The 21033-nt window shown below is 55.8% G+C and carries 14 protein-coding genes and 1 riboswitch; of the genes, 3 read left to right on the top strand and 11 right to left on the bottom strand.

Going from position 1 to position 21033, the window contains the following annotated elements:
* Positions 1 to 8: 8 nt before the first annotated feature.
* The 9 genes from SV7mr_RS02140 to SV7mr_RS02180 all read right to left on the bottom strand — a co-directional run bounded on the left by SV7mr_RS02140 (position 9) and on the right by SV7mr_RS02180 (position 14692).
* Positions 9 to 2960 carry a hybrid sensor histidine kinase/response regulator gene (locus tag SV7mr_RS02140; RefSeq protein WP_145268789.1) on the bottom strand — a complete coding sequence of 984 codons (2952 nt, stop codon included), beginning with the start codon at positions 2958 to 2960 and terminating at the stop codon, positions 9 to 11.
* On the bottom strand, positions 2960 to 4339 hold the full coding sequence (locus tag SV7mr_RS02145; protein WP_145268791.1) for a methyl-accepting chemotaxis protein: 1380 nt from the start codon (positions 4337 to 4339) through the stop codon (positions 2960 to 2962). Before SV7mr_RS02145 ends, SV7mr_RS02140 begins: the two co-directional genes overlap by 1 nt.
* The gene (locus tag SV7mr_RS02150) at positions 4336 to 4881 is read right to left on the bottom strand and encodes a chemotaxis protein CheW (protein ID WP_145268793.1); all 546 of its coding nucleotides are present in this window, start codon (positions 4879 to 4881) and stop codon (positions 4336 to 4338) included. Before SV7mr_RS02150 ends, SV7mr_RS02145 begins: the two co-directional genes overlap by 4 nt.
* Before the next feature lie 4 nt (positions 4882 to 4885).
* On the bottom strand, positions 4886 to 5473 hold the full coding sequence (locus tag SV7mr_RS02155) for a hypothetical protein (RefSeq protein WP_145268795.1): 588 nt from the start codon (positions 5471 to 5473) through the stop codon (positions 4886 to 4888).
* A 272-nt stretch (positions 5474 to 5745) separates the two neighbouring features.
* Positions 5746 to 5881, bottom strand: a riboswitch (cyclic di-GMP riboswitch).
* A 225-nt stretch (positions 5882 to 6106) separates the two neighbouring features.
* Positions 6107 to 7339, bottom strand: a complete 1233-nt coding sequence (locus SV7mr_RS02160) for an aminotransferase class I/II-fold pyridoxal phosphate-dependent enzyme (protein ID WP_145268797.1) — start codon at positions 7337 to 7339, stop codon at positions 6107 to 6109.
* A gap of 46 nt (positions 7340 to 7385) precedes the next feature.
* Positions 7386 to 9098, bottom strand: a complete 1713-nt coding sequence (locus SV7mr_RS02165; protein WP_145268799.1) for a glutamine--tRNA ligase/YqeY domain fusion protein — start codon at positions 9096 to 9098, stop codon at positions 7386 to 7388.
* 94 nt (positions 9099 to 9192) lie between these two features.
* Positions 9193 to 10686 carry a cytochrome c gene (locus SV7mr_RS02170; RefSeq protein WP_145268801.1) on the bottom strand — a complete coding sequence of 498 codons (1494 nt, stop codon included), beginning with the start codon at positions 10684 to 10686 and terminating at the stop codon, positions 9193 to 9195.
* Positions 10687 to 11110: 424 nt separating this feature from the next.
* Entirely contained in the window at positions 11111 to 12658 is a 1548-nt protein-coding gene (gene gltX / locus SV7mr_RS02175) for a glutamate--tRNA ligase (RefSeq protein ID WP_145268803.1), read from the bottom strand.
* Between the two features lie 222 nt (positions 12659 to 12880).
* Positions 12881 to 14692: a hypothetical protein gene (locus SV7mr_RS02180; RefSeq protein ID WP_145268805.1), complete on the bottom strand. Its 1812-nt coding sequence runs from the start codon at positions 14690 to 14692 to the stop codon at positions 12881 to 12883.
* A 727-nt stretch (positions 14693 to 15419) separates the two neighbouring features.
* Here SV7mr_RS02180 and SV7mr_RS02185 point away from each other — a divergent pair.
* Complete coding sequence (locus tag SV7mr_RS02185) at positions 15420 to 16025, top strand: HNH endonuclease (protein ID WP_145268807.1); 606 nt, start codon at positions 15420 to 15422, stop codon at positions 16023 to 16025.
* 232 nt (positions 16026 to 16257) lie between these two features.
* Here the strand turns inward: SV7mr_RS02185 and SV7mr_RS02190 are convergent, their stop codons facing one another.
* The gene (locus tag SV7mr_RS02190; protein WP_145268809.1) at positions 16258 to 16536 is read right to left on the bottom strand and encodes a ferredoxin family protein; all 279 of its coding nucleotides are present in this window, start codon (positions 16534 to 16536) and stop codon (positions 16258 to 16260) included.
* A 438-nt stretch (positions 16537 to 16974) separates the two neighbouring features.
* Between SV7mr_RS02190 and SV7mr_RS02195 the strand changes: the two genes are divergently transcribed.
* Together SV7mr_RS02195 and SV7mr_RS02200 are read left to right on the top strand one after the other, a co-directional pair.
* Complete coding sequence (locus tag SV7mr_RS02195; RefSeq protein ID WP_419187986.1) at positions 16975 to 18267, top strand: class I SAM-dependent rRNA methyltransferase; 1293 nt, start codon at positions 16975 to 16977, stop codon at positions 18265 to 18267.
* Between the two features lie 233 nt (positions 18268 to 18500).
* Complete coding sequence (locus tag SV7mr_RS02200; RefSeq protein WP_145268811.1) at positions 18501 to 19160, top strand: FHA domain-containing protein; 660 nt, start codon at positions 18501 to 18503, stop codon at positions 19158 to 19160.
* 441 nt (positions 19161 to 19601) lie between these two features.
* Here the strand turns inward: SV7mr_RS02200 and SV7mr_RS02205 are convergent, their stop codons facing one another.
* Positions 19602 to 20978 (bottom strand): AI-2E family transporter, encoded by a 1377-nt coding sequence (locus SV7mr_RS02205; protein ID WP_145268813.1) that lies wholly within the window; start codon positions 20976 to 20978, stop codon positions 19602 to 19604.
* Positions 20979 to 21033 lie beyond the last annotated feature (55 nt).

Below are 21033 nucleotides of genomic sequence, written 5' to 3' on the forward strand. Positions count from 1 at the left end.
GTGTGTCGTCAGTCGGTTGCGTTTGCCCATGGCAGATCACTAACGATTTCATCAAAGCGTTCGGGAGTGATTGGTTTTTGGATATAACCCATCGCACCCAATTCGCAGGCCTGTTTTCCAGTGGTGTCACTGTTGCGACTGCTGATCATCAGGACTGGAATCTCTCTGTTCTTCGGCTCGTTCTTGATTGCCGTTAACAGTTCCATGCCGTTCATTCGCGGCATGTCAATGTCGCTGATGACTGTGGCAAAGGTCTGTTTGGCAAGCAGTTCGGAAGCCAGTTGACCGTCTTCGGCTTGGACAACTTGGACGGGGTATTTTTCTAATGCACGTTTGACTGCCAAGCGTGCACTTTTTGAATCGTCGACGACCAGAACCTGTGGCAGGGCAGCAGTCTGTTCGGCTGGCGAGCTGTCGGTCAAACGCTGAACTTGGCTGCCGTACTTCGTGGCGTCAACCAATTGGCGTGGGTCGAGCAAGAGGACCACTTCACCCATGCCGCTTAACGTGGCTCCGGTGCACAGTGGATGTGATTTCAACATCGGTGGCATGGGACGGACGACTACTTCTTCCGGGCCCAAGACATGATCGACTAGGAAAGCGATGTCGCCTTTGTTGTCGCCATCAACGGTAGCGGCGGAGGTTGCCAATTCGATGGCAGGGCGACGATTAAAGTCCTTCGCATTGACATCGTGCTGATTGCTTAAGTCCAAGATGTCATTGATATCGATGGGCGAATGATCGGCCGTGAATTCACCGGTTCGCCGAACCGATTGCGCTGGGAAGGCAAACAGTTGCCCACCGGAGCGGAAGACCATGGCGTGTTGAATCATCGATGGCAGCGGGAGCGAGAGCCGAATGGTCGAACCCATGCCGTATTCAGATTCGACTTCGACCCAGCCTCGCATCCGTTCAAGTGTTGTTGCGACCACATCCATGCCCACGCCACGGCCAGAGATTTGGTTGGCCGACTCGCGTGTCGAGAAGCCGGGGTGGAAGATCAATCGCGCCAACTCGGCACGACTGATCGATTTGTCAGGGTCAATTAAGCCGCGTTCGATGCCACGTCGGCGGATCGCGTCATAGTTCAGTCCGCGTCCGTCGTCGGTGACTTCAATCACCAGCAAGTCAGGGCCGCTGTGAGCATGTAGCTTGACCGTTCCCGCCGACAGTTTGCCTTCGGCGACACGTTCTTCCGGGCTTTCAATGCCATGGCTAACGCTGTTGCGAACGATGTGCATCAGTGGTTCAAAGATGCGTTCCTGAAGCGAACGCTCGATGCCGGTGTCTTCGCCAACCAGCTCCACTCGCACTTGCTTTTGCTCTGCTTTGGCAGCGTCACTGATCGCTCGGTGCAGACGTCGGAATAAACCCGAAACCGGCATGCGTCGCAGTTGGACCAATTCCAGGCGGAAGTTGCGAATGAACTGTGAAACGGCTTGGTTGCCGTCGGCCACCGGCTGGTAGCAATCACGAATGCGCTGCGCTGAATCCAAAACGTCGTTGGCGACTTCGTTCAGATGTGAGAACGAAACGCTTTCGTCATCTTGGTTGAGATCATAGCCGTGGTCGGCCGCCAGAATCGCTTCGCCTTCGTGGCTTAGCATGCGCAGTCGGGTCACACTATGAACCAATTCATCGTGAATCGATCGCAGTTCGCTGATCTCTGTGTCGCGTTGGTTTCGCAGCATCACCAGTTCGCTCAACATGTCCATCAGACGGTTGAGCTGAGAGGCTTTGACGCGAACGGTTTCGTCGTCATTCGACTTGTTGGCCGCTTTGCTAGCCGGCTGGGCCGCTGCTTGCGCAGGGATGGCGGCTTGCGAAGCAGTCGGTGTTGTGACTGCACTCGCGTCAGCCGAGGTGGCAGCAGGTGCTGGCACGGTGTTCTGAGTCGCAGCTTGTTCGGTGGGAAGCTCGCGTTTTTCCACGCGGGCTCGAATCACATCGGCATGCGGCAGCAATAGCTCTGATGTGATCGCATCATTGGCATCAATGGTGCGGCGGATCAGCTCTTCGACTTCATGAATGAACGCGGCTAAGTTTGCCCAGCCAACCGTGGCGGAGGCTCCTTTGATGGTATGCAGCTCGCGACCGATGATGGTGATTTGTGTGGAATCGCCAGGATTGGATTCGAGGTCGAGCAGGGCTTGTTCAATGTTTTCCAAACCGCGCGAGGCATCGTCCATGAATGCTTCAAACAGGTCAGCATCCACCTCAACTTCGTCGACCGGTGGCGGAGAGAGATCGCCGGTGGGAATCCAGCCTTCGAGGTGCTCGCCAGCCTCGTCGTCTGTTTCCTCTGCGTCGTCGGGTTCGATTTCCGCTGCTGAATCAGTGGCCGATTTCGCTGCTGAACCAGCGGCCGATTTCGCTGCTGAACCAGCGGCCTGCGGTGGGAGGCCGTGTTCATGGAATGTGTCGCTTTGGAGTTCCTGCGCTTCGTCGGCTGTGGAATCCGCCGCTGGAGTTGCAGCGGGTGCTGGCGAGCCTAAGCCGCTGAGCAGAGCGGCAATCTCTTCCGGGCTCGGAGCGTGAAGGTCACCTTCGCTGGAATCTTGTTCGTTGTTTTCGGTGTCAAAGTCTTGATCGGTCAGTCCGGATTCCAAACGGATTTCGATTGCTTCGAGCAGCAATTCCAATTCGTCGCTATCCAGTGGATCGCTGCCATCCCCAGTCAGTGCCTGGCGAATGGTGCTGCAGCTGTTGACGACGAACTGCACCATTTGAATCACTTCGGGATCGTCATCATTGAAGTCTGACAACGAAGAGTCGACCGCATCAGCCAGGCAGCTCAGCTGAGCAACGACTTCGTGCAGCCGATCATCGGTGTCTTCAAGACCGGCTTGGCTCAATTCGCTAAGCAGATCGACCGCTGTGGAGAAGTCAGTCAGGGTCGCCGCATCGCCATTGGCATGGAGCGTGTTGTCGTTCTCGGGAAAGGGTTGTTCGCTGGTCATTAGACGCCCTCCCTGGGTAGAGCGTTGGGATCATGAGCAGCATTGGGTTCACTGGTCGCCGCTGGAGCCCGGACCAGATCAACCAATTGATTTCGCTGGGCGGGGTAGCGTTCCAGGTTGGGGTTCGTGCAACCGCGAAGCCGATGGATATTGACGTCCAGATCGATGGCGGTTTTTGCCAACGTTTGAATGGCCCAAGCTGCGCTGTCAGAGCGTTTGCGATCGGCTTGGCCGGCAGCGTTGATCGATTCCAGGCCGCCAGCTAATCCCTGAATCAAACCTTTTTGCTGTTCACCTTGTTGCGACAAGTCAGAGACGACAAACATGCCTGAGTTGGTGACTTGAGACAGCTCATTGAGTGTTTCACGGATCGATTCGACGACAGCGATTTCGGAATCCACTTCACGTTGCTCGCGACTGATCACGTTCAGTGAGTCGCTGGTTTGCATTTCCAACGACTCCGCCAGCACAGAGATTTCGCCTGCGGAGTGTGCGGTTTGTTCGGCCAGTTTGCGAACCTCGTCAGCGACGACCGCAAAGCCTCGCCCATGTTCGCCTGCGCGGATGGATTCAATGGATGCGTTGAGTGCCAGCATCTCGGTACGTGCTGCGATGTCGGCAATGTTGCTGACAATGTTGCTGATCTGTCGCGTTGGATCGCCAAGTGAACGCAGTTTCTTTTTGCTGCTTTCGCTGCAAGCGCGGATCCGTTGAACGGCTTCTGATAAGCTGTTGGTCTTTTCGATGGCTCGTTCAACGGTTTGCTCAGCAGACCCGATTTGTTGTCTCAGTTGCAGGCATCGTTCAGCGACCTTTTCCATACCGGCAGAGAGGTTCTGCAGCAAGCTATTGCTTCGCATGGCCATCTCAGCCTGTTGTCCCTGAAGACTGCCCGCTTGACTGCGGCTGACTTCAACCACACCTGATTCCAATTGTGAGATCAGTTGATGCAACGACTGGCCGACGCCACCGAGTGCGTTTTTGAACTGGCCCAAGTCAACATCATGAATGTCTTCGCGTTCTGCTAGGCGAGCGACCATGCTCTTGAGTTCACGCTCATTGCGACGCGAGTCAATTTCGATCTTCTCGTAGCGTTCAGCGGAGTGTTGCAGGGTGGTTCCAAGTTGGTCAATTTCGCTGATGCCGCAATCAACCGACGACTGATTTTGAAAGTCGGTCAGCATCTTGGCAATTTGTGACAAGCCCTGGTTGACCTTGCCAGAGACCAACAGCGCGCTGATGGCTGCCGCGGTCAAGCCAGCTCCCAGGGTGATGATCCAGGAGTAGTCCGGAGCGACTTGGCTTCCAATAAAACCGGCGCCACCGCTGACGAGGGCGATGGCCGAATGACTGATGAGAAGAGTGATGTTAGTTTTCATACGGCAGTCCACTGTGACGCTGACGATGGGGCGGTGTCGTGTGAGGCAGACTGATTGGCAATTCCCTGCCAACCAGATTCAAGTGTTTCTTGAGCGATGCGTTCCAGGCTGTTGATGTCCAGCACGCTGAGCACGTTGCCTGAATAGGATGCCGTGCCTAGCAGAAACCGTGTGCTGGTTTCACTGCGCTGGCTTGCATCAATGTGAGTCTCGATGGCATCAATGGAGATGACGCGGTCAATTGCGATGGCCCAGGATCCGTAGGGGCTATCGATCACAATCAGTTGTCCTTGGGGTTTGACAACCGGTCGTTGATTTCCAATCAAGGACTCCAAGTCGATGATCGGCAAAAACTCGCTGCGTAGATTTCCGATTCCAGCCAGCGAGGGGTGGCTTAGTGGGACGGAGACGATAGGCGGTTGCAGGGTGACTTCGCGGACACTGGTCGCCGGCAAGGCGAATAACGTGTCACCGCATTGGAACACGCAGTGCTTGTCACTGAGTGTTGCGATACGAGATTGTTTTGGAAGAACGCTATCCATCGATTCATTCCTTGACGTTGTCTTGAGGTTGTGATTGTGAAAGATTGCGAAGTGATTGCAGGACTCGCATCATGTCGGCTTCTTCCGGGGTTTCACCCAAGTCTTCTTGACGTTGTGATTCCTCGCCGCCCAAGTCCCAGGCGGGTTGAGGACTCTGGTAAATCAAGTCGACGGGATGCTCAATGGTGGGTTGACCGGCAACCTCACTTGTCTGTTCAGAAGCCGCTTCTGGGGCGATGGAGTGTTCTGGTTCGGCGACTGGAGTGCCCCAGGCAGAGAGCGGCACCGGGGCGGTGTCTTGGTCGGCCTGAGGTTGGTTCTCTCCTGCAGCCTCCGTGTTGGACGCTGTCGCCGCTGCTCCGTCGGTGGTGGTCGTCGTGTCGGTGACCGCTTCGGCCTCCAAGGCAGCCATCGATGGCGTTAGCTCTGGTTTGGCCAACAGAATCCGTAAAGCATCACGCTCGATCGAAAGCTGTAGTAATTGTCCTTGCATCCGTGCACGCAGATCTTCCAGCTCACGCGTCCATTGCTGGAGCGTTTCGGCGGTCAACGCCGGCTGTTCGTCTTTGGTGAATTCTTCCAGTAAGTTCATCTGCGTGGGATCAAAGTCTGTGGGGTGATCAACGATGAATCAGTTGCGGTCGCGAACGACGGTGTCAGGCGATCGCGAGAACAGCAATCTGCACCTATCGGCAACGAATCACGGGAGCAATACCATGCGTCGCGCTCGGGAGGCAGCGAATGCAGGAGGCCGTGTTGCTTGGAAAAGATGTAGCAGCTGTTTGCGGATCGCCTGGGTGCATCGACCTGCTCCGTTAAGTCAAGGCTGCCCTGGGCGGACTTGACGCGTGTGGGGTAATTTTGTTCGGTAATGCGGCCATCTCTTCGCCCGTCACTGTCCGCAGAGAAGGCTTAACGCCTAGCTTTGCCAATCAGTGGTTTCCAAAGAGATCCGTCACTTTGCGTGCACGGCCTCGCGGCCGGCTTGCCTTTTCGCGAATTACCGAATGAACGGCGCTCGCTACGGGTGAGAAGTCCTGCATGCCCCACAGGATCACGGCCCGACAGAGATCAGCCAAACGGTTGAAACAACTGCGAAGCCACCCTGGAGAACAAGGCGGCGTCCCACTAACAGAATGTCATGCTGCTAGGCTTGGCTGAGGTCTATGGGAAAGAGTTGGTCACAACCGATGACTGTCAAGTGAAACCCGAAAAGTAGCCCTAATCAGAGAGGTTTCACAGCATCGATCAATCGCTGTAGATCGGCCTGGCTGTGTAATGCGCTTAACGAGACACGCAAACGGCCCTGTCCTTCAGACACAGTTGGGGGGCGAATCGCTGGTACATACAAACCAAGCGATCGCATGCTTTCCGCTGCGGCGATCGTTGCAACATCACTTCCCGTCATAATCGGAATGATCGGAACACCGGTTTCCAGTGCGGTGATTGACTCTGTCCCGCTTCCTCCCTCGGGCAAAGTCGTTGCTAGCTGGGCTGCAGGGCTCCATCGCGTCTCAGCCAAGAACCTGCGAAACTGGGCTGCTAAGCCGCAGACGTGCTGGCGTCTTTGCTGGCAATCTGGCAATGAATCAACGGCAGCGATTGCCGCGTGCACAGCGGGCAGATTAAGAGCCGTGCTGTAGATCAGCGTGCGGCAGTGATTGACGAGATAGTCAGCGACAATTTGGGGACAGACAATAAATCCGCCTTGGCTTCCCAGAGCTTTGCTGAGCGTGCCAATGCGAATGTGCACGCTGTCCTTGACCCCCAGCGCCTCGCAGGCACCACTTAGGTGATCACCCAGTACACCGGTCCCGTGCGCTTCGTCAACGATCAGGTCCGCGTCGTGTGTTTTGCTGATCTGGACCAGTTGGGGCAGTGGTGCGAGATGACCATCCATACTGAAGACGGCATCGCTGACAATCCAGACCCGTTGGTACGCTTGGCGATGCTGGGTCAGGTGGTCATCGATAAAGTCGACGTCGCGATGCGGATAAACCACGCACTGCGCTCGACTTAAACGGCAGCCGTCAATCAGCGAGGCATGATTCAATTGATCGCTCAGGATCAAGTCGTTTGGTCCACAAAGAGTTGCGATCGTTCCCATGCAGGCGGCAAAGCCAGTGGGAAAGACGACGGCGCTTTGCGTGCCTTCAAGTGCAGCGATCTTGTCCGCCAGCGTCTGATGGTGCTCCGTCCAGCCGCACACTAACGCGCTGGCCGTTGAACCGGCTTGGCAAGCGTCTGAATCAGCTAGACGCTTCGCCGATTGTTCGACCGCATGATTGCCTGGCACTGGTTGATGAGCCAGTCCCAGGTAGTCATTGGAACCGAAGTTCAGTAACGGAGTGCCATCAGCCAGCGAAAGCGAGACTCCGGATGCCGAACGCGCCGTCAGTTTCCGCAGTCGCGATTGCTGATCCAGTGCGTCGAGTCGTGCTTGGAAGTCGTCCCACATTTGATCAGCAGCCTCGGCATTCGCCCTGTTCTCGGCACTTGCATTGCTAGTTCGCTTTGCCTTTGGCAACCATTTTGCCCCAGCTATCACGGAGTGGGACGATGCGATTGAAGATTAGTTTCTCTGCTGTTGTATCAGGATCGACGACGTAATAGCCGAGGCGTTCAAACTGGAATCGATCGCCGATCTGTGCTCCACTGATGGCTGGTTCGGCAAAGCCGCTGACAGTGCTCAGGGAGTCAGGATTCAGGTTGTCGAGAAACGATTTGCCATCTTTCGCCTGATCGGGGTTCTCGGTGGAGAACAGTCGATCGTAATTGCGAACATCGATCTCTTGGCAGTGAGCCTGGCTGACCCAGTGAATCGTGCCTTTTACTTTTCGCCCGGAATTGTCCTGTCCCGATTTTGTTTCAGGGTCGTAGGTGCACAGGATTTCGGTGATGTTTCCAGCCTCGTCTTTGACGACATCCTGGCAGTCAACAATGTAACCGCCCCGCAGTCGCACAGCGCCGCCTTTCTTTAAGCGGAAAAACTTGCGTGGGGCTTCTTCGCGAAAATCATCGCTGCCAATCAGCAGGGAGCCAGAGAAGGGCACTTCGCGTGTTCCGGCGGTTTCGTCTTCGGGGTTATTGACCGCTTGCATCATTTCAACATGACCTTTTGGCCAGTTGGTGATGGTCAGTTTGATCGGATCAAAGACAACCATGCGTCTGGAGGCGATACGGTTGAGATGTTCACGGACGGCGTTTTCGAGCCGCACCGCATCGATGGTGCTGTTGAACTTGGCGACGCCAACGTCAGTAGCAAAGTTGCGAATGGCCTCTGGAGTGTAGCCGCGTCGGCGCAGACCACTGATGGTTGGCATGCGGGGATCATCCCAACCAGTCACATGATTTTCTTGGACCAGTTGCAACAGCTTGCGCTTGCTCAGCACGGTGTAGGTAATGTTCAGGCGTGCAAATTCGATCTGACGCGGATGGTGGATCTGGAGCGCGTTACAGTACCAATCATAAAGCGGTCGATGCTGCTCGAATTCCAAGGTGCAGACGGAAAAGGAAATCCCTTCGATCGAGTCACTTTGCCCATGCGCCCAATCATACATTGGATAAATGCACCACTTGTCTCCCGTGCGATGGTGATGGGCTCGCATGATGCGATACATCACCGGGTCGCGGAGGTTCAAATTGGGTGCAGCCATATCAATCTTGGCTCGCAGGGTGCGGCTGCCATCGGGGAATTCACCGGTTTTCATGCGGCGAAAGAGATCGAGATTTTCTTCTGGAGAACGGTCACGATGAGGGCTGTTGACGCCGGGTTCGGTCACCGTCCCGCGGTACGTTCGGGTGTCCTCTGGTGACAGGTCGCAAACGTAGGCTTTGCCCTCGCTGATCAGGCGCTCGGCCCAGTCATAGAGTTGATCGAAGTAGTCACTGGTATAGTGCAGGTTGTCCCACTGAAAGCCCAGCCACTGGACGTCTTCCATGATCGATTCGACGTATTCGGTTTCCTCTTTTGAAGGGTTGGTGTCGTCGAAACGCAGGTTGCAAGTTCCGGAATGCTTTTGCGCCAGCCCAAAGTTCAGGCAGATACTTTTGGCGTGGCCGATGTGCAGATAGCCGTTGGGTTCGGGAGGGAATCGAGTTTGGACGGAGGTGAATCGACCGCCAGCCAAATCTGAATCAATGGCCTGTTCGATAAAGTGCTTGCTCGTCCGCTCGTTGGATTCATCGGGAGTCTTATCGTTGGGCGCTTGATTCATGTTTCCAAAATCCGTTTCTTTGAGTTTTGCCGCATGGATTGCAGCCAAAGCCGCAACGCGGTTGCGTGCGGCAATTTTGAGATTGAATGACAGGTTATTCGGACTGAGCAACCGTGTCGTCGCCAGGAGCGGTCTCGACTTCTTCTACTTTCTTCAGCGAACGAATGAAGTTGATCAGATGCCAAACATCCTGTTGTTCGTACTTTCCAGGAACGAAGGTCGCCGACGGCATCGGCGAGCCGGGGATTCCTTGCGTGATGCGGCGGTACAGGTCCGAGGCTTTCTCGCCACCGCGAAACACTCCCACCGTAAAGTCACGTGGCATGGCGAAACGCGGAGGCAGGGCGCCGCGTGCCATCAAAGGCACCAATTTCTCTTGATGCTTCTGCGGGTCAATGCCGACTTTCATTGTCCAGTCTTTGGTCCAGTCGTCATAGTCTTTGTTGCCGCCGTCACCTTTTCCAGTTGGTCCATGGCATTTGTTGCAGCCAGTGATGTTGCTGAGAAAGAGTTCATGGCCGCGGGCGACCGACTTTGCCAGTGCTTCCGCTTGATCGCCTTTCGACAGAGCAACAAATTCAGCGTGACTGTCCGCGACAGGAATGCCTTCGGGCGGTGCTGGAACGGCAGCGGCCATGTCGGCAGCACTTAGCCAATCGTCGGCAATTCCAGCGACGATGTCCTGAGCACCGGCATCGGCGATTTGGAAATCTTCCAGGGTTGGTTCAGGAATCTCAAGTTCTTCGTCTTCACTGACTTCTTGTTCACCCTCTGCATCGGCAACGGTTTCAGTCTCTGGTGCCACTTCGCTGGCTGATTTCTCTGGAACCGACTGTCCCTCATGATTGGGATCGAGTTCTGGATAGTACAAGCGATAGTCGCTAGCCAGGATGCCATCCAAGACACCCAACGCGACGATGTCACGTTCAAACTGGCCCCGCATGGACAGGTAGATGACGTAATCAACCAACGCTTGGATGTCTTCGTCAGTGACATCCACGATCCCGTTGCTCAGTGCCTTGATGCTGGTCATCGGGGTGCCAGGAATACCATCACGAATCAAGCTCGCCAGATCCTCTCGACTTGGCTTTGCATTACGGGTGGTGTCTTTGAACTTAAAGACTCCGAGACGGTAATCACGAGGGTACGGTGAGCTGATCGCAGCGAGTTCACCGCGGCCGTCGCCAGTAGTGCCGTGGCATTTGGCGCAGAGTTGCTGATACAGTCCATCCTTGCCAATGGCTGGTTTCATGCGTTCGAGAGAAACGACGTCGGTCAGGGCGCCGAACAGATCGTTCAAGTCCGTCAGAGCGAGCTTCTCTTCTGGATCGGTGCTCTTGCTAGGATCAAAGTTTGGAAGCTTGGGGTCCGCTGCGGTACCGAAATATTTTTCGACAATGTAGGCGGTGTCGCTGAGTGCTTGCTCGCTTTGAGGCTCGCTCAGTTCGTCGGTGATCTCGTACTTCATCACCTGCACCACGTTCGGTGCGTAGGCGAACTCGGGCTCGGGATACTCTCTGCGACAGCCCCCAAGAAACACAAACGAGGCAGCCAGCAGAGCGAGCAGCGGTAAATTCGACTGTCTCATGTTTTTGTCAACCTTTCGAGTGGATTGATTCGTCGGGAGGGTTCAAACCCGGAGTTTTCGGTAGGGACTGCACTCGCCCCGTTTCTGGGAGCCTTGCCGCGACGGTCCGGTTCGAATTGACCGCAAGCGACTGGCGTTTTGCACAGCGATTTTATCATCATGCGGCCCAAATGACTGCCTGAACACTCTACTTTCGCACAGCGGGCAGAGATGGTCCAGTCTAGACCACGAGGGCAAATCGACGCGGGCAGTGGGTTTTGGATGGTGATGCTGGGCAGTCTGTGAGTTTGCTGTGCGTGACGGCACACAACAAGGCCAGCGAGCTGCCAATCGGGAAGCTTCCGCAAGCGGTTGCTGTGGTTGTGTCGATTCGCTGCGTTTCTTTCCGGTTTGTTGGTTTGCGGGTTTGGCGTCGGCGGATGCTTTACGCCTCGGCTTTGGCCAGCGTCCGGTCGATCCGCGCGACAATTTTAGTTGGCCCCAGGATCGCCAGGGTCTCAAACATGCCAAATCCGGCAGGCGAACCCGTCACGGCCACTCGAACGGCATGAATGATTTGGCCAATTTTGATTTCGGCTTGTTCGCAATAGCCTTTGAGCAACGCTTCGGCTTCCTCGGCAGTGAACGAATCGACCTGAGCCACGGCATCGCGGAACCCCTTGAGCAACTCCGTGGCTTCGGCCGGTTTGCTAATGCGTTTGGTAAAGGCTTTTTCGTTGATCGAGTAGTCGTCGACAAACATGTAGCGGAAGTCGATGATGTCTCCGGCAACTTTGAGACGATCGCCTGCTGCTTCAACGACCGTTGCCAAGGTGGCATCTTCGGCTGATTCAACCAAGCCAGCTGCAATTGCAAAGGGAGCCGCGGCCGCCAAACGCTCGGCAACTGGCAGCCCGGCAAAGTAGTCCGCTTGAAAGGCCAGGAGTTTCTGCGGATCGAATGAAGCGGGGCTCTTGGTGACGCGTTCGAGCGAAAACAGTTCGATCATCTCTTTGACCGTGAACTTCTCGCTCTCTCCATCGAGAGACCAACCGAGCAGCAGCAGGTAGTTCAGTAAGGCTTCGGGTGAAAAGCCAATGTCTCGGTAGAAGTCAACGATGACAGGATTAAACGTGTCTTCGGATACCTCAAGCTGGCATGCTTGGGCGATCCGCTGGCCGTGCTCAAGTAGGTTCGCGAAGTCTTTGTTCTTCAAGTACTTCTTAAGTTTCCGCTTGCTTAATTTGGCGGATCCACCGGGTTCGGCCACGTACGGCAGGTGAGCAAACTGAGGGCGTTCGAAGCCCAATGATTCCAAGATAAAGATTTGCCGTGGCGTGTTGGGAAGGTGCTCTTCAGCGCGGACAACGTGGGTGATGCCAAAATCATGATCATCAATCACACTGGCAAGGTGATAGAGCGGACTGCCGTCGGCGCGAGCAATGACATGATCTTGTTCGGTAGACCAAGAAACCGTGACAGTGCCTCGGATGAGGTCTTCAATCACGCAGTCGCCTTCACGCGGCATCTTTAGTCGAACGATGGCTTGGCGGCCTTCGGCTTCGTAAGCCGCAGCAGCTTCGTCGTCCGCCGCCATCCAGCGACGGTCATAGAAAAATCGTTCGCCGCGCTTTTCCGCTGCCTCACGTTCGGCTGCTAATTCTTCTGGTCGAGCGTAATCGCGATACGCGTGACCGCTGGCCAGCAAGTCCAGGACGGCTTGCTTGTGGCGTTCGCTGCGCTGGGACTGATAGTAAGGAGCGTGAGGCCCGTCGACTTCTGGACCTTCGTCCCAGTCGATCCCCAACCAACGGAATCCATCAAGAATCGGTTGCAGGGCGTCCTGCACATTGCGACCGGCGTCCGTATCATCAATCCGCAGGATAAACTGACCGCCACTTTGTTTTGCCAACAGCCAGTTGAACAGAGCGGTGCGAACTCCACCAATGTGCAGGTATCCAGTCGGGCTGGGAGCAAATCGTGTGCGGATCATTACAGACGGTCTTTGATCAGGAGGGAACAAACGCATCGCGGCAAAATACGCCCGCAAAGATACCAAGCGGAGTGGCTTCGTCGAAGGGCAGACAGCGTTTTAACCGGGAAGCACGGTACTTTCACAGCGGCAAACCCACGCGGCTCTCGCGCGGCGCCGCGTGAGGGCCGTGGGATCGACCAAGCTTGTCAGACAGTTGCTGGTCGCCGATCCTGGTGAGTTCTAGGCGGCGTTGTTTCCGCGCCGCATCTTCTTTCTCATGCGCCGCCGTTCGGCCTTGCTCATCGAGCTCCAGTCGATGTCATCCTCATCGAATTCGTCTTCAACGGCGTGCTGAGGAGTGGGCTTTGCCGCAGTCGGAGCTGGCTGACGGGCTGGCTTGGGCGCTGCTTTGGCAGCTGGTGCGGATGGCTTCGCTGGAGCCGTGTTGCGGGCTTTTGCGGCTGCTGTGTCTTTGCGAGTCGGTGTCGATGGTGTGGCATCCGCTGCATCCGTTTCCCCCGCTGCTTGCTGGCGTTTCTGTTTTGCCGCCGCGAAGCGAGATCGGACTTTCCCCGCCAACCCACCGGAACGCTTGGGGTTGTCCGCCGGCTTCGGTTCCTCGGTGGTCTCTGCGGTCGATTCGTCCCGAGGTTTCGGCTTGCGTGATGGCAGGGCTTTCTTTAGCCGTGAGAACAGCGAACCGCTTCGCTCACGAGGCTCTGCTGGCGGATCAGTGGACTTCGAATCGGTGTCTGTTGCCGATGCCTTTTTCTTTGCCGGCACCTTGGCCTTTGCCGACACCTTGGCCTTTGCTGGCACCTTTTCTTTTGCAGAGTCATCGTTTGTCCCCGATGCGACATCTGCTTCATCGGTTGGTTTTGGTTTGCGACCCTTTGGTTTCAATTTGCCAAACAGTGATCGCAGGGCGGACTTGCTGGATTTCGATGCGTCGTCTTCTGTCGATGATGGTTTCGCTTCAGCGGCCTTGGCAGTGACTTGACTTGGCGCTGAGGGCGACTTGGCTTTGCGGGTTGGGTTGGCAGCGGCAGCTGGCTTGGCAGCTGGTTTCGCACTGCGGGATGCGAGTTTCGGTCTTGGTTGATCAGGCAGTGCGGCGTCCAAGGAAACCTGTTCTTTGTTTTGCCAGCCCGAGCGTTGGAACCAGCCTCGCAGGGTTTCTGTGATCGCGGGTTCGTCTGGCAGTTTGCGAACTTGGCGGAACATCATCCGCAGATAGCAGGTCATGCCAAACAACAGCGTCGCGCAGCCGGCCAGAGGCATGCTGGCGATCAGCGTCGACGTCAGCAAGCTGCTCACCGTGAACATTTTCCAGTGGGCAAGTTCTAGCACACTGAAACAGAGCGTCGCGACGATCACGCCGACCAGGGCCGCGCGGCAGCGATGGATTTCAGCGATCAAGCGAATTGCCAAGACCAATCCACCGACGTCGATCACAATGCGCAACCATTGTTGTCCCGGCATGACAGATCGCTGGCCAAAAACGAGTTCCAGCCAAGCGCCGCCCCAGGCCAGTAAGTTGGTCGCAGAGTGAACGCTCGCGATCACACAGGCAACCAGTAGGATTCTCCATAGTCGGTAGTGTCCCCGATAGTCATCGCGGCGATGCAGGCGTAGCCGGTACGTCAGTAAACAGACTCCGGCGGACAGCATGAACAGCATGCTCAAGCACCATGCGCCAAAGCCGTCCGGTTTGTCCAAGCGGAAGGGGTAGCCCAGCAAGGGATGGGCCAGCAGAACCGCATTGGTGAATGTTTGGTGGTGCAACAGGCCCAACAGCAGAGGCAATGCCAGCACGGTGGTGGCAAAGATCACGATCGCTTTTCGTGACACGGGCACCAAGGAAAACCAGCGGCCACGCAGATGTCGGTGGACGCGGGAACTGAATTCTTTTGCTCGCTGGCCTCGGGTGACTTGGTCGGCGACTTCATCCTCGCTTCGATGCACGGGAAATGCAGGCGTGCCCGAACCGGTGAGTTGCTTTTGGTAAAGCACTCGTCGGCGACGATTGGTATTGCGATGAATGGACGACATGCCGAAAGGGAAGGGCGTTGGCGAATCCGCTGAACGGAACGCTCAGTTGCGAGTCAGTGAGTGGATGAGGCGAGAAAGACTGGGCGACGGTAGCGAAATCGAGGGTCCCAGGTCAACGGAACCTCGGGGCCTGGAGCAAGATCCGGCCACGATTCTGGCTGGATTTTGTGCGGCGTTCCCCAGTCAATCGATTCGCTTTCTGGTCGATCGTGACCAGGGCAAGGCGGGCCGATCGGGGGACCCAAGGATTTGCGGACAGAAGAATTCATCGGCAGGAAAGCGCGCAGACACGTCACAACCCCGAACCTTTGGGGGCAAACGGTGCGTCCTGGAGGTGCTGTGGAGAAAAATCAGGCTGCCGGAGGTCTGCCGGGAAAGCGGTGCGGTGAGCCGTGAAGGTTTCAAGAAACTGCCAGGACTGACGTGCGGATCCGCCCAATTGAAGACCACCTGGGGACGGGAAGTCGTCTACAATGGAGCCAAAACAGAGTGAGTAGGCGGAGCTTTGCAGCCCGCTTCTCAATCGGTAGACGATCGAATTTGTACAGCAATCGTGTCGGCAAGTGGCGCGCTGCGGATGGCAACGCAGCGTGAATTTGCCTTCCTTTAACCCTTTCCTTTTCGTGTTCGCCGTCGAGTCGGCCGCGAGTCCACGAATGACCTTCGCCCCAGGACCTTGTCTTTGGGACGCTGGTAGAGTGTATTGAGATTAAGGATATTGGCTGCGATGAGTGAAAGTATGCTGAACTGTCATGTCTTGATTCTGAATCGTTTTTACATGGCGGTGCGAGTCGTCGATGTGCGACGAGCGATGACGTTGTTGTATCGTCAGTGCGCCGAGGTGGTCAGCCATGAAGCTGGCCAGTTCATCAGTTATGACTTCGAAAGCTGGTGTGAAATCAGTCAGCTCAATGCGTTGGATCGACAGCCCGGTGAAGACTTCATTCGAGCCGTTGGGTTTGATTTGCAAGTTCCACGGATCGCTCGGCTGACAAGGTTCGAACGCATGCCGATGCAAACGGTTCGCTTCAATCGCAAGAACTTGTTCGCCCGTGATGAAAACCGCTGCCAGTACTGTGGTAACGACTTCCCGGCCAGCAAGCTGAGCTTGGATCACGTCGTGCCACGTTCGCAGGGAGGCCCAACGACCTGGGAGAATATTGTTGCCTGCTGTTTGCGATGCAATTCACGCAAGGGTGGTCGAACCCCCAAACAGGCCGCGATGAAGTTGCGGACTCAGCCTGCGCGACCCAAGTTCAATCCCTTGGTCACGCATTCAGTCGGCGACCCACGCTATGAATGCTGGAAGACGTTTCTGCCGGCGGCCGGCTAAGCCATTGGCGTTTTTTGGCAGCGCCAAGGCTGTGTTGATCAAAGAGCGTTGGCACGCATTCAAGCCAATAAAAGAAGCCCCTTTGATTGCCTGCCAGGGGTGCATGCTGAATTAAAAAAACACTCGCATAAGCTGCGAGTGTTTTTTGGTTTTGGGCAACGCTTTGAAGCCAATCCGGCGATCGTGATGCGGCTGACTCTGCCAGTCGCACCGAGGCCTTTGAATGGCTTGCTCAGTCGTCAGCGAGCGGTTCTTTCTTTTCGGTCAGGACTTCGCACTCTTCCGATTTGGTCGCGTTCAGCTCGATGTAGCTTTGCCACTCTTCGGGAAGATTGTCTTCGTGGAAAATGGCTTCGACAGGGCACTCTGGTACACAGGCTTCACAGTCGATGCATTCTTCTGGATGGATGTAGACCATCTGGTCGCCTTCGTAGAAGCATTCGACAGGGCAGACGACCACGCAATCGGTGTACTTGCAACCCGAGCAGGGTTCGGCAACGACGTGAGTCATGTTTAGAAACCTTTCATGTTAGGAAATTCTTGAGAGTAAAAAACATCGATCCAGACACTATATCGTCCAAGCCCTGCAGTGGCTGTACCCCAACCAGCATGGCGAGGCTCAGAACGGGCAAAATGGACAAAATATTGGGCGTCTTGGTTGCCGGGAGGCTGCCAGGTCGCCAGCGCCGATGGTGATCCCAAGGGCTGGAAAAAGGTGATTCGGGGCGACTGATCTGCGGGTTCCAGTGACGGTAAACGCGGCTACTGGCGGTGATCCCATGCAGTGTGACTTGATCCGGTGCACAAAGCACCCTAGTTTGAGAGTCAAGTTGCCGACGGACTGGCGAGTTCTGAAAGAATCCGGCTCTCACGACAGCGACATCTCGCCAATTGGAATTCACCAAGCCAGCGAAGATCGACTTCCTTCACCCCATCCCAGGCGCGACCTTTGTCCGACCAAACTCCCTCCAATCCGACTCCTGCGCAGCCCGATTCCAATCATCGGGGCGACGACACGCTCGACGCAGCTCTGGAGTACCCTCGGGTTCGTGTTAAGCCTGGCCGCCACTTTCCTTTCTTGGCGAGGCACCCCTGGGTGCACGCGCACGCACTGGTCCCCGAAAAGAACAGTCTGCGCCGCGGAGATATCGTGGACTTGGTCGATATCGACGGTGGATTCCTGGGCCGGGGACTGATCAATCCTGACAGTAAACTGCGAGTCAGGTTGTACAGTTTTGATCCCCAGCAGCCGCTCGATGCCGCGTTTTGGTGCGGCCGCATCGATGCCGCCCTGGCTCGGCGTTGCCTAATCGATGGGCAATCCGTTGAAAGGCAGTCGCCCGATCAGCAGGCCGAGCGATTGATTTTCAGCGAATCCGATTTGCTCAGTGGCTTGATCGTCGACCGGTATGCAGACACGCTAAGCGTCCAATTTGCTGCTGGCGGATTGCTGAAATGGCGCGATGTGATTTTGGATCATTTGCGCTCCGCTTGTGGCGCCCGCCAGATCGTTGTGCGCATTGACGAAAAGACCGCATCACTTGAGAACATCGATCCGGAAGTGGCTTCGCAAGTCATCCCTGAATCTCTCCTCGATGGGGAGGTGCTGTACCAGCAGAATGGACTGCAGCTCGCAGTGGATCTTCTGGGGGGGCAAAAGACCGGTGGCTATTTGGACCAACGGCTCAATCACCTTGTCGCTGCGGAATACTGCAAGGGGAAACGCGTTCTTGACGTATGTTGCTATACCGGCGGTTTCGGATTGGTCGCGGCAAAACACGGTGCAGAGTCTGTTTTGGGAATCGATAGCAGTGCCGCAGCACTGGAAACAGCCCAGCAGAATGCGCAGCGGAATGAGCTCAATCAGTTGGATTTTCGCCAAGGTGATTGCTTTGATGTCCTGAAGGATTTGGCCGACGAAGGGCAGCAGTTTGGTGTGGTTGTGTTGGACCCCCCACGCTTTGCTGGGTCTCGGCATCAAGTCCGTCAGGCCTTGCGAGCCTACAGTCGATTGAATTCCATGGCCATGCGTTTACTGCCGCCAGGCGGAGTGCTGGTCACGTGCAGCTGTAGCGGTCGCGTAAGCCGTGCCGATTTCCTGAATATGCTGGTTGACGTTGGGAAGCGAACCAGGCGAGATTTGATCATTTTGGAAAATCGCGGGCCAGCACCAGACCATCCGTTGGCGGTGAGCTGTCCCGAAAGTAATTACTTAAAATGTGTGATCGCTCAGGCTCAGTAGCGGAATCGCTGCTCGGTGCTTGGCAGTCAGGCTAGTTGGTGGGACAGGGCGAGTTCGGTAATGCTCGGCCGGATTAAGGCGAGGCAAGCGGGAGCGGCGGCGTTCGGTGGATTCGCCGACTGAGCCACATTTCCCAACTGAAAACCCTGATTTCTGCCGAAAAACTGTATACACTAATGCTCCTCATCGATCGCGTCGAAGATCTGTCTCTTTTCTGTCAATAGGCTCATCCAATGGCTGGTGTAACACTGAAGGTCCTGCAGGGGGCCGATCGTGGGAAAGTCTTTTCCAGTTTGATGCCACCGTTCACGGTAGGCCGAGAAGAAGTCAATGATATTCAGCTGAACGATGAGCGCATCAGTCGTTGTCATTTCAAGGTTCAGCGTGATAACGATCGCTTGGTGTTAACCGATCTGGACAGCACCAACGGAACAAAGGTCAATGGCGTCGAATACCCGCTGAAGATTCTCCGCAGCGGTGATCTGATCGGAGTCGGCCGTAGTTTGATGCTTGTGGGGACAGAGGAAGAGATCGCCGCTCGTTTGGTCGCGCTCAACAATGATGGCAACGGCGCGGCGGCTCGCGAGATGTCATCCTCGGAAAGTTCCATCGCATTGGATCTAGGCCACGAGCGTTCGCCGATGCTCGACGCTGCAGCAGTGCACGACATTCCAGCGATCCCGGGTGGCTTGACCCCCGGACAGCGCGCACAGTTCTGCGAGGTTCTGGACTACTTGCAAAACCGAGTCTGCAAGCTGATCGATTCGGCCAAGATCGACGAGAACAATCAGACCGTCACGCTAAAGTACAGCGCGTGGCAACGTCTCTTGAAGGTCCAGTCACGCTTAAGCGAAATGCATCGCAGCGTCGCCGACCCCGGCAGCCAAGAATAAGCGACACGGGCTTGGCACCTTCATGCTCCGTCCCCTTTTTTGAAAGGGGGCTTGCTGGATTAGCCAGCGCTGCTGGCAACGTTTGCCAGAGCAACCTCTAGCGAACGCCTGTGCAGCAGATGACATTTGCACTCTCTGCGGTTTGCCCGAAACCACATGTGGAACACCTACGGCGTTCGGCAGGCCAGGTGGACATTATCTCGTAGCACATGATCAGGGAAACGCACCCCAGTAGCCAGCCGAATCTGGGACGGTGGCTTCCACGATCTCGTCCAGAATTCCGAACACCGAAGGTGTTTTAAGAATGGTTCTGGTAAGCCAATTCGTACGTAACCAAGTGCACGGTTTTTCGACCGAAGTCGCCAAAAAACTTGCGTCTAAATGAATGACGCCAGCGTCGAAACCAAACAGAAGCTAGGTGTTGCACTGATTTAGCAAACCCTAGCTGGTAGCCGGTTCGGAGTCTTCTTCCCAGCGCCCCGCCATCAACAGTGCGACCTTTCGGGTGGGCTCAAAACGCTCCAGCACAATCTTGGCTGCGGCAATCATTGGCGTTGCTAAAAACATGCCGATAATCCCCCACATCATCCCCCAAAACATCAGGCCAACCAAAATGGTGACGGGATGTAGGTCGGAAGATTCACCCATCATTTTGGGCTCGATCACGTTCCCACTGATCAACTGAATCGCACTGATGGTCGCAATCGCCGCCAGCATCCAGATCAAGTTTCCTGAGGGATCCAAGATGATCAGCGGAAGCGGCAGGATGGTTGCGATCACCGGCCCAATGTTGGGGATAAAATTCAGCAAGAACGCCATGACGCCGAACGACAGTGCCATGGGAACACCGAACAGCGCAAGCGCCAGAGAGAAGATCGCTCCGGTGACGACCGAGATGACGGTTTTTAATGACAGGTAAGTGCGGATCTGAAGGTCAATCTCACGAACGGTTTCCGTGTCCGCGTAGGATGGTTTGCCAAGCAGCAAAAAGAAGACATAGATCAGCACGATCATCGAGGTCGAGATCAGGCTCATGAATCCCTGGGAGACGACCGTGATGCCCTGTGAGACAAGTTCGTCCAATACATCTTGCTGCCTTGCAGCGGCCGTTTGGAGGCCGTTTCTCGGATTTCCCTGCATCGTTCCGATAAGTTCGTTTTCGATGCGACTCGGCTCGGCCGCTGGATCCGCTGCGGCAGTTTCAGGGTCGGCTGCTGGATCATCTGTTGGCCCCTCGGCCGCTTCAGTGTCATCGCTTGAGGCTTGCGAGTCTGGAGTGACATTCGGCGTCTGATCAGCCTCGGGTTTTTCGTCCGTCTGTTCAGCCGGTTTTGTCGCGCTGGCGACGATCGGCTTTGCGGATTGGGGGGCGCTCTCGTTTTCTTTCTCCTCCCGCTTGTCCTTGTCGGATTCCCAAAACTCCGGGTTCAGCCAACTGACCGAGGAGCTGAGGCGGTTGGGGATCCAGCCTTCAAGGTTGGAGGTGATCTGCTTGACGCGTTGCTGATAACGATCTTTGTTGTTGTTCAGGTCACGGGCCGAGCCAGCGATGGCTACAAGAAACGCACCAAGGAACGCCGTGCCCAGCAGGAACGCCAACCCGGCGGCAAAGATCCGCGAGACATGCAGTCGGTGTTCTAGATAAGTGAGCAGTGGGTTGATTCCACTGACAACGAAGATCGCAACCACCAGGGGGACCAACACCGGCCGCAGCCAGTAAACGGCGCCAAGTCCTGCGACCGTGGCCAGAATCATCAGGCAAGCGGTTTGGACACGGCGATCGGAGATGGATTGAACAGGGTGCGGTTGGTTTGCCATGTGACGTGGACATTCTAAACAGTGGGTGAGGGCTGCAGCCCCACCAGTATAGCGT

Source organism: Stieleria bergensis (assembly GCA_007745635.1).
In the GTDB taxonomy this organism is placed as follows: domain Bacteria; phylum Planctomycetota; class Planctomycetia; order Pirellulales; family Pirellulaceae; genus Stieleria; species Stieleria bergensis.

What these genes read in the sequence shown, in the direction of transcription:
- SV7mr_RS02140 (WP_145268789.1), bottom strand. Translation starts at nt 2,960, where the DNA reads ATGACCAGCGAACAACCCTTTCCCGAGAACGACAACACGCTCCATGCC.
- SV7mr_RS02145 (WP_145268791.1), bottom strand. Translation starts at nt 4,339, where the DNA reads ATGAAAACTAACATCACTCTTCTCATCAGTCATTCGGCCATCGCCCTC.
- SV7mr_RS02150 (WP_145268793.1), bottom strand. Translation starts at nt 4,881, where the DNA reads ATGGATAGCGTTCTTCCAAAACAATCTCGTATCGCAACACTCAGTGAC.
- SV7mr_RS02155 (WP_145268795.1), bottom strand. Translation starts at nt 5,473, where the DNA reads ATGAACTTACTGGAAGAATTCACCAAAGACGAACAGCCGGCGTTGACC.
- SV7mr_RS02160 (WP_145268797.1), bottom strand. Translation starts at nt 7,339, where the DNA reads ATGTGGGACGACTTCCAAGCACGACTCGACGCACTGGATCAGCAATCG.
- SV7mr_RS02165 (WP_145268799.1), bottom strand. Translation starts at nt 9,098, where the DNA reads ATGAATCAAGCGCCCAACGATAAGACTCCCGATGAATCCAACGAGCGG.
- SV7mr_RS02170 (WP_145268801.1), bottom strand. Translation starts at nt 10,686, where the DNA reads ATGAGACAGTCGAATTTACCGCTGCTCGCTCTGCTGGCTGCCTCGTTT.
- gltX (WP_145268803.1), bottom strand. Translation starts at nt 12,658, where the DNA reads ATGATCCGCACACGATTTGCTCCCAGCCCGACTGGATACCTGCACATT.
- SV7mr_RS02180 (WP_145268805.1), bottom strand. Translation starts at nt 14,692, where the DNA reads ATGTCGTCCATTCATCGCAATACCAATCGTCGCCGACGAGTGCTTTAC.
- SV7mr_RS02185 (WP_145268807.1), top strand. Translation starts at nt 15,420, where the DNA reads ATGAGTGAAAGTATGCTGAACTGTCATGTCTTGATTCTGAATCGTTTT.
- SV7mr_RS02190 (WP_145268809.1), bottom strand. Translation starts at nt 16,536, where the DNA reads ATGACTCACGTCGTTGCCGAACCCTGCTCGGGTTGCAAGTACACCGAT.
- SV7mr_RS02200 (WP_145268811.1), top strand. Translation starts at nt 18,501, where the DNA reads ATGGCTGGTGTAACACTGAAGGTCCTGCAGGGGGCCGATCGTGGGAAA.
- SV7mr_RS02205 (WP_145268813.1), bottom strand. Translation starts at nt 20,978, where the DNA reads ATGGCAAACCAACCGCACCCTGTTCAATCCATCTCCGATCGCCGTGTC.